The organism is Paraburkholderia sp. BL21I4N1, assembly GCF_002973525.1.
GTDB lineage: Bacteria > Pseudomonadota > Gammaproteobacteria > Burkholderiales > Burkholderiaceae > Paraburkholderia.
Genome location: NZ_PVEN01000013.1, coordinates 123,431 through 135,868, shown reverse-complemented (window position 1 = coordinate 135,868; position 12,438 = coordinate 123,431). Strand labels below are relative to the sequence as shown.

General features: G+C 62.4%; 11 protein-coding genes and 1 pseudogene. 4 read left to right on the top strand and 8 right to left on the bottom strand.

Features of this window, described 5'->3' with window-relative positions; translation table 11 throughout:
* Positions 1 to 27: 27 nt before the first annotated feature.
* Entirely contained in the window at positions 28 to 1,023 is a 996-nt protein-coding gene (locus B0G83_RS27525) for a GlxA family transcriptional regulator (protein ID WP_105510538.1), read from the bottom strand.
* Between the two features lie 132 nt (positions 1,024 to 1,155).
* Here B0G83_RS27525 and B0G83_RS27520 point away from each other — a divergent pair, with 132 nt between their 5' ends.
* Positions 1,156 to 1,833 carry a DJ-1/PfpI family protein gene (locus tag B0G83_RS27520; protein ID WP_105510537.1) on the top strand — a complete coding sequence of 226 codons (678 nt, stop codon included), beginning with the start codon at positions 1,156 to 1,158 and terminating at the stop codon, positions 1,831 to 1,833.
* Positions 1,834 to 1,850: 17 nt separating this feature from the next.
* On the opposite strand, the gene B0G83_RS27515 is transcribed toward B0G83_RS27520, so the two are convergent.
* From B0G83_RS27515 to B0G83_RS39260, 3 genes and pseudogenes are all read right to left on the bottom strand, one after another.
* Positions 1,851 to 2,555, bottom strand: coding sequence for a hypothetical protein (locus B0G83_RS27515; protein WP_105510536.1), 705 nt, complete (start codon positions 2,553 to 2,555; stop codon positions 1,851 to 1,853).
* Positions 2,556 to 2,621: 66 nt separating this feature from the next.
* The gene (locus B0G83_RS27510) at positions 2,622 to 3,110 is read right to left on the bottom strand and encodes a TetR family transcriptional regulator C-terminal domain-containing protein (protein ID WP_258168342.1); all 489 of its coding nucleotides are present in this window, start codon (positions 3,108 to 3,110) and stop codon (positions 2,622 to 2,624) included.
* 51 nt (positions 3,111 to 3,161) lie between these two features.
* Positions 3,162 to 3,350, bottom strand: a pseudogene (locus B0G83_RS39260) (helix-turn-helix domain-containing protein); the annotation flags it as partial.
* 8 nt (positions 3,351 to 3,358) lie between these two features.
* On the opposite strand from B0G83_RS39260, the gene B0G83_RS27505 reads away from it, so the two are divergent.
* Positions 3,359 to 4,066 carry a glutathione S-transferase C-terminal domain-containing protein gene (locus tag B0G83_RS27505; RefSeq protein WP_258168334.1) on the top strand — a complete coding sequence of 236 codons (708 nt, stop codon included), beginning with the start codon at positions 3,359 to 3,361 and terminating at the stop codon, positions 4,064 to 4,066.
* Between the two features lie 106 nt (positions 4,067 to 4,172).
* Here B0G83_RS27505 and B0G83_RS27500 read toward each other — a convergent pair whose 3' ends face one another.
* Entirely contained in the window at positions 4,173 to 4,529 is a 357-nt protein-coding gene (locus tag B0G83_RS27500; protein WP_258168333.1) for a hypothetical protein, read from the bottom strand.
* Between the two features lie 575 nt (positions 4,530 to 5,104).
* Here B0G83_RS27500 and B0G83_RS27495 point away from each other — a divergent pair.
* Positions 5,105 to 5,737, top strand: a complete 633-nt coding sequence (locus B0G83_RS27495; protein WP_105510600.1) for a helix-turn-helix domain-containing protein — start codon at positions 5,105 to 5,107, stop codon at positions 5,735 to 5,737.
* Between the two features lie 28 nt (positions 5,738 to 5,765).
* Here the strand turns inward: B0G83_RS27495 and B0G83_RS27490 are convergent, their stop codons facing one another.
* On the bottom strand, positions 5,766 to 8,813 hold the full coding sequence (locus tag B0G83_RS27490; RefSeq protein WP_105510532.1) for an FAD-binding and (Fe-S)-binding domain-containing protein: 3,048 nt from the start codon (positions 8,811 to 8,813) through the stop codon (positions 5,766 to 5,768).
* A 51-nt stretch (positions 8,814 to 8,864) separates the two neighbouring features.
* Positions 8,865 to 9,902: a DUF1338 domain-containing protein gene (locus tag B0G83_RS27485; protein WP_105510531.1), complete on the bottom strand. Its 1,038-nt coding sequence runs from the start codon at positions 9,900 to 9,902 to the stop codon at positions 8,865 to 8,867.
* Between the two features lie 175 nt (positions 9,903 to 10,077).
* Between B0G83_RS27485 and B0G83_RS27480 the strand changes: the two genes are divergently transcribed.
* Complete coding sequence (locus B0G83_RS27480) at positions 10,078 to 11,022, top strand: LysR substrate-binding domain-containing protein (RefSeq protein WP_105510530.1); 945 nt, start codon at positions 10,078 to 10,080, stop codon at positions 11,020 to 11,022.
* Positions 11,023 to 11,092: 70 nt separating this feature from the next.
* Here the strand turns inward: B0G83_RS27480 and B0G83_RS27475 are convergent, their stop codons facing one another.
* On the bottom strand, positions 11,093 to 12,229 hold the full coding sequence (locus tag B0G83_RS27475) for a 4-hydroxyphenylpyruvate dioxygenase family protein (RefSeq protein ID WP_105510529.1): 1,137 nt from the start codon (positions 12,227 to 12,229) through the stop codon (positions 11,093 to 11,095).
* Between the last annotated feature and the right edge of the window lie 209 nt (positions 12,230 to 12,438).

Genomic DNA, 12,438 nt, shown 5'->3' with positions numbered 1-12,438 from the left:
TGCGCGACCGAGCGCTTCCCGATAGCGCTATGACTCGACCAATTCGCTATCTCTCGACGCAAAACGTTCCCGATACGCCTGTGGCGTGACCGCGATAGTCCGCATCAAACTGCGCCGCAGAGTCTCTTCACTGCCGAATCCGCATCGCGCCGCAATGCGCTTGATCGGCAACGACGTATCCACGAGCAAACCTAACGCGGCCTCGGTACGAATCTGTTCGATGGCACGCGCCGGCGTTTTGCCGGTCCGCGCGCGATAGTGGCGCATGAAGCTGCGTTCGCTCATGCCGACGCGGTCGGCCAACACCGCAACCGAAAGATCGACAGTCAGGTGCTCCACGATCCATGCGTGAAGCTCGCCGAATTGATCGTCGTCCTGTTGCAGTGACAAGGCCGCGCTGAATTGCGACTGCCCGCCTGGCCGCTTGAGAAAGACCACCAGTTCTCGCGCGACGTCGAGCGCCATTGACCGGCCGAGATCTTCCTCAACCAGCGCCAGCGCCAGATCGATACCGGCCGTCACACCCGCCGAGGTCCACACCGTGCCGTCCCGAATGAAAATCCGATCCGGTTCTACCTGCAACGCCGGGTATTGCTGCAAAAGCTCATTGCAGTGCGCCCAGTGCGTCACGACACGGCGTTCGTCCAGCAGCCCGGCGGCCGCGAGTAGAAACGCGCCCGTACACACCGACGCGACCCGTCGCGAGATGGCTGCGTGCTGGCGTACCCAGCGAGTCAGCACGGCGTCGCGCGAGGCCGCGTGAACCCCTCTTCCGCCCGCGACGATGAACGTGTCCGACGGCGTGCGAGCCGACGGCAACGCATGCGCCACGAGTCCCAACCCGGCCGAAGACACGACCGTGCCCGCTCGAGCGGCGATCACGCGCGGCGCGTAGCACGGAGCGAGGCCGCGCGCACGCGCGAGTTCGTTCGCGGAGGCGAACACTTGCAATGGCCCTGAAACGTCGAGGAGTTGCACGTCCGGGAAGGCGAGAACGTTGATCGATCGAAGCGCTTTATGCATGGCAACCTGGCGGGAAATGTTGGCGATATGGCATTCCCGCCACACAGTACTTGCGTACAGTTCGTCTGTCCATCCCCGCATTGCCTGCCGAACGTGGAGCAGGCCACGCTATTCAAACAACGAGGTACTGCAATGACGCTTCACATTGGCTTGCTCGTATTCCCGCGCGTGCAGCAGCTCGACCTGACCGGGCCGCACGACGTCTTTTCCTCGCTGCCCGATACGACCGTTCATCTGCTCTGGAAAGACCTCGCGCCGCTGAAATCCAGCAGCGGACTCACGCTCGTACCGGATACCACGTTCGACGACTGCCCGCCGCTCGACGTGATCTGCGTGCCAGGCGGTGCGGGAATCGGCGATCTGATGGAAGATCCGGAAACCCTCGACTTCATCCGGCGACAAGCGGGTCAGGCACGCTTCGTCACCTCCGTCTGTACCGGCGCCCTCGTGCTGGGCGCGGCCGGCCTGCTGCGCGGACGCAAGGCGACGACGCATTGGGCGTTTCACGAGTTGCTCGCGCCATTGGGCGCGATTCCCGTGCGAGATCGTGTGGTTCGCGACGGCAATCTGATCACCGGCGGCGGCGTGACCGCGGGCATCGATTTCGCGCTGACGCTGGCAAGTGAGCTGGTCGGTGAGCAGCAAGCGCAGGCGATTCAACTGCAGCTCGAATACGCGCCCGCTCCGCCGTTCGACGCCGGCAGCCCGGAGACCGCGCCGCCGTCCGTCGTGGAGTCGGTGCGGGAACGGTCAGCGGATTCGCTGGCGCGACGCAGGGAGATCGTTACGCGGGTAGCCGCCTTGCTTTGAGAAGAGGTTACGGCGGCTCAGCCGGCCGGACGCCAATGTCCCGACGCCGGGCACACCACGACTTTTTCGCCGTCGAGCCGGACTTGCTCTTCATCCAGTTTCAACGCAAAGGAAGGCGCGACGTCGAACTCGATTTTGAGCGCTCGCGCTACGTGAGCGTCTTCAATCGGCAGCTCCCATGTCAGGAATAGTTGCACGTAGTCTTCTTCGGGGGCGAAATCGGCAGCATCAAAGCCGCTGCTGCCGCGCTGAATGACGCCGTGAGGCTGGCCTGTGTCGAAAATCAACGCCGTGCCTCGCTTCAGGGGAATGCGTTGGCCGACCGACGGAAAATGCACGTCGAGTCCGCGGTCGTCGCTCAGGAAGAGATTGCAGAACGCCGCGCCGCCATATTGCCCGGCGTCGTGGTGATACCTCGCGCCTCGGCAGACCATCAGGGCGACATCACTGGATGCGAGCGTGTCCGGCAATCCCAGCGCGTGCGTCCAGTCGGACACGGCCTGCACGCAGCGGCCGTACTCCGGCCAGCGCGCCCGCGCTCGCGCCAACGGCATGACTTCGACGTCACCGGGTTCGAGGACCATGTGCATCGCGATTTCCCTTTGCCAATCCGCCAGCAGACGGGGCGGGGGCATGGGGATGTCGAGCGTATCGGCCAGCACGATGTCGCTCACGTAGCGACTGCGAATAGCGTCCCCACTCCAGAAGTAGGAAGTCAGCACAGGTCGCACTCGGTGCAATTGCAGTGATAAATCATGGGGATCATGGTTCGCGGCATAAAGCGTTCGTTAGCGGTTCGCTTTGCGTTTTGCGGGGGTTTCTTCAAGCGCATCAGTGGCCCGCTCGTCACCACCACCACGAGGCTTTCTAACAACCTTCCGCGTCAGCTCGGCAGGCGTGCCGCAGATCAACGCGACGCCCGCTTTTGCCGTTGCGCGCAGCGACGCGCGTGAATCGCCCGCACGCGAACGCAGCGCCAGACTGTGCAGAACCGCGGAGGCGACCTTCGCCAATACGGCGGGGTTCGCCGCGCTATCAAGCTCACCCGACGCCTTCGCGCGTTCGAGGCGTCGCTCAAACGAGGCGTCGAACGTATTCAGCCCCGCCGCGAGTTTGTCGCGAACCTCCTGATCCGTTCTCGATTCCGCCAACGCCGTGCCGATCAGAAAACAGCCGCGCGCCGTCTCGCCAACCGGCAAATAGATCGCCAGCGCACCGTCGTATACCGACATCAAGGCATCGGCTAAAGGCCGATCTCCGGCGAGCGCGGCTTCCATGCCCTGAAGCCCGCTTTCGACGTATCGATCCAGCGTACTCAGATAGAGCGCGTGTTTATCGCCGAACGCGCCGTACAGGCTCGGCCGATTCATCCCCGTCGACTCGCTCAGCGCGTCGAGCGAGGTGCCGGAATAGCCACCGTCCCAGAACGCGTCTCGCGCATCGCTCAGCGCCTGCTCGGGATCGTAGCTGCGAGGCCGCCCACGCGACCGCTTGTCATTTTTTGTACCGGTATGCATAAAATTAGTTGCCAGCGTTGATTTTTATACACTATAGTACAAAAACAATCCCAACGACCGGAGTCGTCAGCATGGAGCTTTACTTTTCGCCACTCGCCTGTTCGCTCGCCACCCGCATCGCGCTTTACGAGGCGAATGCCGAGGCACGATTTATCGAAGTCGATACGAAGTCGAAGCAATTGCGCGACGGCTCCAATTTCTATCCGATCAACCCGCTAGGACAGGTGCCGGTGTTGCGTACCGACGAGGGTTGGCTGCTAAAGGAAAACACCGCGATCCTGCCGTATGTGGCCGATGCATTTCCGGCGGCCAGGCTTGCGCCGGCTGTCGGCACGGCGGAACGAGCGAAGTTGCAGGAATGGTTGGGTTTTATCAGCACGGAACTGCACAAGGGGGTGTTCGTGCCGCTGCTCGACCCGCATGCCTCCTCCGACGTTCGGGCCTACACACAGAAGAAGGTTGCGCTGCGCCTTGACTTGCTCGAACAGCATCTCGGCGAGCAAGAGTTTTTGCTGGATCGTTTCACGGTGGCGGACGCTTATCTGGTTACCGTGCTTAACTGGGCACAGTATGGTGGCGTCGATCTCGCCAAGTGGCCTGCCGTCGCGGCGTATTACAAGCGGACAACGCTTCGACCGCTTGTCGCCAGGGCGTTGACGGAAGAGATCGCGCTGTTTGGCGAAGAGCAGGCGAGGCGGCAAGCGAGCGCTTCGTAAGTGTGTGCGTAGCAGCGCCTAAGGGCGCTGCCCGGACTGAAGCTGTTGCGAAGCCGATAATAAACGGCCCGTAACAGCGGCCAACGCCATGCCACGCCAATCGCCCTTACCACGGCGATCGCTTCTCGCTCTTTCCAAAACGCACAACGCGCGATTCGGCTTCATCAACCGCAAACACCGGCGCGGATAGCAACTGCTGCTCGTGCAAATCGAGAATCCGGATAATCGGCGGACAGTCGATGGTGGCAATCGACCAGATATCTTTGTTCGCGCCGTGAGCCGCGGCATCCAGAATGCGTTCCGCTTCGAGATAAAGCTCGCGTTCCGCGTCGCCGAATCCGGCCTGCTGAAGATACCAGGCGAGATAAAGCGCCTTGACCAGTTTGACGAGCAGATCGCCATTACCCTTGCCCGTCTGAAACGCCGCCAAAGCCAGATGCCAGTATAGGGATTGCTCACGCACGTAAGAGGTGGTATGCGGGAGGAGCTTGGTCTTGCCAAGCGGTTTTCGACGCCCGTGATTCCCCGTTGGTCGTTTTTTACGATTCTGCGACATGGATCGTTTTTATCTGAGTGATGCCGTTTTTAATCCCAGCATCGTAATCGATATAGCGGATAAAAATAACCGTCGGCAGGGCCATTTAACAAAAAATAATCAATATGCCATAGGCATATACTTGCCGCACAAAATAAATTCTTTCGAGGATCTTCGCTTTATCCGGGAGACCGCATCAAAAGCACCTATAACGGATTTCAAATCCAAAGTGCCAATGGATCTTTCGTCTTTAAATTTTTTCACATTCAAATATGCATTCAGCAAATAATGCCGATTCCCCATACACGCGGGCATCGCTTTAATTCACGACGTTAACCGCCATGACGCAAGACACGCGCGCCATGTCGAAGCATCGCGTTTCCAATGGGAAAATCGGCTCGACCCGTCAGCCGCACGCATCCACCGACCGGGCCGATCGCATCGAATGTTATTATCGGAAACATCACACGCCCACGAAGGCGAGCTTTCAAGCTGTCGACCCCATGGATACCCATCTCACCAAACCCGCCGATCCTTCCACCACGGACCTCGGCCGGCGCGTGCGCGCCGCCCGTCAGGCCCAGGATCTGACGCTGGAAACCGCGAGCCGCCTGTGCGGCGTGTCGCGCTCGACGCTCTCCAAAGTCGAAAACGGCCTGATGTCCCCCACGTTCGACGTGCTGCAGAAGATCGTGCTGGGTCTGAAGATCGAAATCGGTGAGCTGTTCGGCTCCACGCCGAAAGTCAGCGCGAGTGGGCGCCGCGCGTTGACCCGCAAAAATGAAGGCCAGCGCCACGCGTATCGCGGCTATCAGATGGAATTGCTCGCCACCGACCTCGCGCATAAAGCAATGCTGCCGTTCCGCATTCGCATTTCGGCGCACACGCTCGACGCCTTCGACGATTGGGGCCGTCACGAGGGCGAAGAATTCCTGTACGTGATTAGCGGCAGCGTGTGCCTGTATTCCGAGTTGTACGCGCCGACGCATCTGAACGCCGGCGACAGTTTGTACTTCGACAGCCGTACCGGTCACGCGGCGGTGTCGACCAGCGACGAAGATGCCGAAGTGTTGTGGATGGCGACCAGCGCCGACATCCCGCAAGTGCCCGCCACCACCGATTCACCGAAGAAATAACCGCCGCGTACGCGGCAAGCCGCGCGTATCAACCGGCCGTAACGTCGGCGACCGCGTCCGCACGCGCCGCCGCCAACGCCCGCTGCGCCAGTTGCGCGATATGCATTGCGTGGCGGCCCGTTCCCTGTCCGATCTGCTCGCGGCAACTAAAGCCATTGGTCAGTACGATCGTTTCCGCGTTCGCCGCCGTCGCATTCCGCACAGCCGGAAACAGCGTGTCTTCACCAATCTTCTCCGACAGCGCGTGATGCTCGGCGTTAAAACCGAACGATCCCGCCATGCCGCAGCATCCCGTGTCGAGCAGTTTCCAGGTCACGCCGAGTTTGTTCAGCAGCGCCGTGTCGCCTTGCATGCCGAACAATGCCTTCTGGTGACAATGCCCGTGCACGATCACGTCCGCGTCGAGCGTCGGCCAATCGAACGGCTGACGCGCGACGAAATCCGAGAACAGAAATGTTTGCGCGGACAACTGCTTCGCCAACGCGTGATCGGGCAATTGCTTCAGCAGTTCGTCCTTGAAGACGGATAAACAACCCGGCTCGAGACCGACTAACGGCACACCGGCGGCGATATCGTCCGCGAGGTCGTCGAGAATGTGAGTGAGCAGCTCACGCGCGCGGTCGAGCAGACCGAAGTCATATAGCGGACGTCCGCAGCACAGGCGATTTTTCGGTAGCACGACATGCCAGCCCAGTTGCGCTAAAACATCCGCGGCGGCTTCGGCGATTTCGGGCGTGAAATGATCGTTGAAGGTATCGACCCAGAGAATGACTTTCTTTCCCGGGTGGCCAACCTTGCCTTCATCCCCACGAGCATGGGATGAGGCACGCCGCACGATCTCCCGATATGTCGCTCCGGCGAAGCGCGGCAATTCGCGCGTCTGCGCCACGCCCGCCACCCACTTGCCGAGCGAAGCCAGTCCCGGCGCCGACGTCATGAAGTTCGTCAAACGCGGAAAGCGCGCGGCCCATGGCGCCCATTCGCCGATGCGTCCCATGAACAACGCCTGCCGTGGCCGACGCTTCGTCTCGTAGTAATGCGAGAGAAATTCGGCCTTGTAAGAAGCCATATCCGTATGCGTCGGGCAATCGGATTTGCAGCCCTTGCACGCGAGACAGGTGTCGAGCGCGTCTTTCACCTCGCGGCTTTGCCAGCCATCGGCGATCACGTCGCCTTGCAGCATTTCCCAGAACAGATGCGCGCGGCCACGGGTCGAATAGCGCTCTTCACGCGTGGCGCGATAGCTCGGGCACATCGTGCCGCCTTCGAGCGAACGACACTTGCCCATGCCGATGCAGCGCTCGATCTCGCGCTGAAAACCGTGACCTTCCGGGCTCGCGAACGTGAGCTTCGTTTGCAAGGTCACCGGCTTGTACGCGGGCCCCATCCGCAGATTCTCGTCGGCACGATACGCATGCACGACCTTGCCCGGATTCAGACGATTGGCCGGATCCCAGATCGCCTTGAATTGCTCCATGGCGCGCATCAATTCCGGGCCGTACATGATCGGCAGGAACTCGGCCTTGGCCTGGCCGTCGCCGTGCTCGCCCGACAGCGAGCCGCCGAATTCCACCACCAGCTCCGCCGCTTCGCGCAGAAACTTGCGCCACGTCGACACGCCTGCCGCGCTGCGCAGGTCGAAGGTAATGCGCGCGTGCACGCAGCCGTCGCCGAAATGGCCGTACAGGCTGGTCTCGTAGCCATAGCGGTCCACCAGCGCCTGAAAAGCGCGCAGGTAGTTGCCGAGCCGCATCGGATCGACGGCCGCGTCTTCCCAGCCCACCACCGGATCCGGCGCGCCATGCTCGATCGACAACGCCACCGCCGACGCCCCCGTCTCGCGAATCGACCACACCTTCGCTTGCAACGCGCGATCTTCGACGAGCATCGCCGACACGTTCGGCCCCGCCTCGCCGGACGAAAAATAGGCCGCGGCGGCTTGCGCCCGCTGCATCACCGCCTCTTGCGTGTCCGCGCCGAATTCGAGCACGACCCAGGCGTCGCCCGGCGGCAGCAGTGCGATCTCGTCCTTCTTCAAACCGCGCGCCTGCAAGCCGCGAATGATCGCGCGGTCGAGTCCTTCGATCGCGATCGGCTCGCAGCGCATGAAATGCGGCACGGCATCTGCCGCGACGTAGATATCGGTGAAGCCAACCACGACGATCACGCGCTTCGCCGGACTCTTCACAAGGCGCACTTTCGCTTGCAACGTGACCGCGCAGGTACCCTCGGTGCCGACCAGGGCTCGCGCCACATTGAAGCCGTTTTCCGGCAACAGTTGATCGAGATTGAAGCCCGACACGCGCCGCTTGATCTGCGGGAATTTCGCGCGAATCTGCTCGGCGTAGGTGTCGCGCAATTGTTTGAGCGCGGCGTAGATTTCGCCCTGACGGCCGCCGGTCGCGATGATGCTTTCGAGTTCCGCGTCGGAGGTCGGGCCGACCCAGAAACGCGCACCATCGAAGGTCGCGATTTCCAGCGCTTCGACGTTTTCCACCGTCTTGCCGGCCATCACCGAATGCGCGCCGCACGAGTTGTTGCCGATCATCCCGCCGAGCGTGCAACGGCTATGCGTGGCCGGATCGGGGGCGAAGGTGAGGCCGTGCTGTTCGGCGGCGTCGCGCAACGTGTCGCACACCACGCCCGGTTCGACGATCGCCACGCGCGCGACCGGATCGACCGACACGACGCGATTCACGTACTGGCTCGCGTCGGCCACCACCGCGACGTTCACGCATTGACCGTTCTGCGATGTGCCGCCGCCGCGCGGCAAAAACGGCACGTCGTTGCGGCGGCAGGCGGCGAGCGTGGCCAGCAGATCGTCGACGTCGGCGGGTACGACGACGCCGAGCGGAACCTGACGATAGTTCGACGCATCCGCCGCATATATCGCTTTCGAACCCTGGTCGAAGCGCACTTCACCGCGCACATGGCGGCGCAGGTCTGCTTCGAGTGCCTGCAAAACGGCGACGGTGCCCTTGAACGGCGTGGCGACGCGTGGCTCGTTTAGCGAGCCACGCCCGCCATCAGGCTGCGTCGACGCTTGCGCTTCATCGAATGACGTTGTTGTTCCCACTGCCGCGCCCTCACGTGTTCCGCTCAACGTACGAGCGCCGTTGCCCGACGCTCATGCCGCCTGGCTCGCCGTCATCTTGAAGATGCCCTGCGCGTTGCCCGCGTCGAAACGCAGATCGGTTTCCCAGCGGCGCGTGTCCTGATCGAACGTGCGCTTGCGCGTGATGAACTCGTAGAACGAACCCGGCACGTCACGCGTCACGATGCGGCCATCAGCCGCAACGAACTCACGACGCACCGTATCCGCGCGATACGCGGTCTGGAACACGCGGCCCGAACGCGAGCGCTCCACGTCCGGCTTCATCGGACGACCCTTGGCCTTCTCGTCGTCGGAGAGCTGGAAGACGTCCGCGACGCGATCCGTGGCGTGATTGAACGCGTTGCCTTCCGTGGCGATCCACGCCATTTCCGCCGACTCCTTCAACAATACGTCGTAATCGGCTTCGCGTGGGGTCTCGTGCTGGCGCGCGAACGCACCGACGATCACCGGCAGCAATGCGTGCGCCGCATCGAGCGGCAGCACGCCGTCGCGTTCGAGCTCCCACAACTGGCCGACGGCGCGCGGCGTCAACGGATCGCACGCCGCGCCGATCACGTTCGTCACGGCCTGCTGGAAGTCCGCTGAAAAACGCTCGGGATGCAATTCGCTGACGAAGAATTGCGCGATCTCGTCGGGCGCGTCGTCATGCGCCCACGCGCGGCCGGTCATGCCCAGGCGGTCGAGCGGATAGCGTCCGTTGATGCTGAAGCCGAGCGGACGCAGAATGCGCGCGAACGCGGCTTCGCCCATCGGCAGCGCGCCGCTGTGCGGCCAGCGCACCGTGCGCAGCGCGCCGTGATCGAAATACACGCTGCCGCCGGCGGCGATCGTTTCGTCCGTGTACTGGCGGCCGTTCGGCGAACGTGCCAGCAGGTCTTCGAACAGCGCCATGTTCATCGCCTGCGCCAGTTCCGCGCGCGTGACCGTGCCCGCTTCCCACTCGTTCAGAATCTGCGGATGATTCAGCGTGGCGAAGAGCCGCGCAGTGGTCTCGGCGCCGAGCAGTTTCTGCAGCAGTTGTTCGACATTCGCATTCTTAATGTTTCGCATATCCGTTCTCTACGTCGCTTCACGCGATGCTTCGCGCACTCGCCGGCGCGCTGTTGGAGACCGCCGGTGGCCGCGCAACGCGCGATACGGCATGATTGAAGGTGACATTATTCAAATCCGCAACGCTGCCGTAAAGCGAGATAAAATCGCCACTTGATGCGTTTTCGGAATCAACATGCGAAAGTTCAAGATCCCCAACATGGGCGCGCTGCTCGCTTTCGAAGCCGCCGCCCGGCACGAAAGCTTCACGCATGCGGCGCGCGAACTGTTCCTCACCGAAAGCGCGGTGTCGCGGCAGATCAATACGCTGGAAACCAATCTCGGCGTGCGGCTGTTCGTACGGGTCAAACAGCGCGTGGTGCTGACCAAGGCGGGTAAGGTGTATAGCGCGCAGGTACGGCGTTCGCTGGAACAGCTCGATCGCGATACGTTGTCTATCATCGCGCATGGCAGCGGCGGCGGTTATCTGGAACTCGCGGTGTTGCCAACGTTCGCATCGCAATGGCTGATTCCGCGGCTCGCGGCATTCAATGCGCAGTACCCGGATGTGCGCGTGAACATGGGCGTGCGTACCGGCACGTTCCCGTTCGCCGACACGCATTTCGAAGCAGCGATTCACTATGGCAAACCGACATGGCCGGGCACGTCGGCGGATTTTCTGTTTAGCGAAGAAGTCGTGCCGGTGTGCGCGGCGAGTTTGCTGAAGCGGGCGGTGGAACAAGCCGCCGATCTGCTGGACTACCCGCTGCTGCATTCCACCACCCGGCCTGACGGTTGGGCAACGTGGTTCGCGAATCTGGGCGTCGACGACAACCGGACCATGCAGGGCGTACGCTACGAGCTTCACACCATGCTGATCAGCGCCGCCGCGGCCGGCCTGGGCATCGCGCTAGTGCCGCGTTTTTTCGTGGATGCGCAACTCGAACAGCTCGGGCTCGTGATTCCACTCGTGGCGCCGCTCGCCGCGCCGGCGGTTGCGGACTCGGCGTACTACCTCGTTTATCCGACGGAGTTGAGTCACGGTAAGCCGCTCGCGAGCTTCCGCGAGTGGCTGCTGCACGAGGCGGCGGATTACGGGGCGGTGAATCCGGAGTTGGCGGGCGAGCCGAGGGTTGATTGAGAGCGCCGGGGCTTGAAGCGTTGAAGCCTTGAAGCGTTGAAGCCTTGACGCGTTGAACCGCTGAATCGCGTCAAGCGCCCGCTTGCTGATCGCGGGCCTGCGCCAGCGCGCTCAGATTGCCTTCGCCGAATCCGTGGTGTCCCTGGCGCTGGACGATCTCGAAGAAAATCTCGCCGACGCGGCGGCGCACGAAGGTCTGAAAAAACAGCAACGGCACGCCATCGGCGCCCATTTCGCCATCCACCAGCACATGCGTGCGCTTGAGTCGCTCGACGTCGAGTCCGTGACCGGGCAAACGCGTATCGAGTTGCTCGTAGTAGCGCGGCGGCGGCTCGACGAATTCGACGCCGTTCGCGAGCAGTTGCTCGACGCACGCGAAGATGTCGTCGGTAGCGAGTGCGATGTGCTGTACGCCTTCGCCCGGGTGGTCCGGCAAATAGTCGTGCATCAGATTGGTCCGACGCGTGCCTTCTTCGTACAGAGGCACGCGGATCGCGCCGCACGGCGACACCATCACGCGCGATTCCGCGGCGATGTGCCAGTTCGCGTGCAACTCGTGAATCTCGCGGAAGTTGAGCAGATCGCGATAGAAGTCGAGCCATTCCTGCATGCGGCCCTCGCCGACCGTTTGCGTCAAATGATCCACGGCAACGAGCCCGGTGCCCGCGTGACTTAGATCCGCGTGCGCCGTGTCGATCTCGACAGGCCGGAAGTCGATGTCGAAGATCGAGATGTCGCCCAGGCCGCCGCGCTGCCCACCGCGTCCGCGCCAACGGTCGATGAAATAGATGTGCGAGTCGCCGATGCCCTGAATGGCCGGAATCAGCAATTCTCCCTTGCCGAGCCGCTCGCCTTCGAACGCCCAGGCGCCGAGGTCGATCGCGCGGTCGAATGCGCGTTGCGCGTCGGCCACGCGAATGCCGATCGCGCAGATGCCCGCGCCGTATTCCTCGGCGTAGCGGGCGGCGAACGAATCCGGCTCGGCGTTGATCAGGAATTGCATCTCGCCCTGGCGATATAGCGTGACGTCCTTGCTGATATGACGGGCGACAGCCTTGAAGCCAAGCTGTCTGAAGGTCTCGCCGAGCGCTTGCGGGTCGCGCGCGGCGAACTCCACGAATTCGAGGCCGGCGGTGCCGAGCGGATTGTGCTCAGGCACCGACACGGCGCGCAGCGCGGCGTCCGGAGTAGGCAGGTCGCTGGGCATGGCAATCTCCTTGTGCGGTCGTTCGACGGCTGTGTTCGGCGTTGCCGAGGTTGGCTGCGCACACGGTTTTTCCTGGCGGGTTAACGCTGGATGTGTGGTGCGCTGCGGCAATGCGGTACGCGACGCGCATATGCTCCGTGTTTGTACACCGGGTCGCGGGGCATTCGCAACCCACATTTTGTACTAAATGGTTCACATTTGAACAGGGT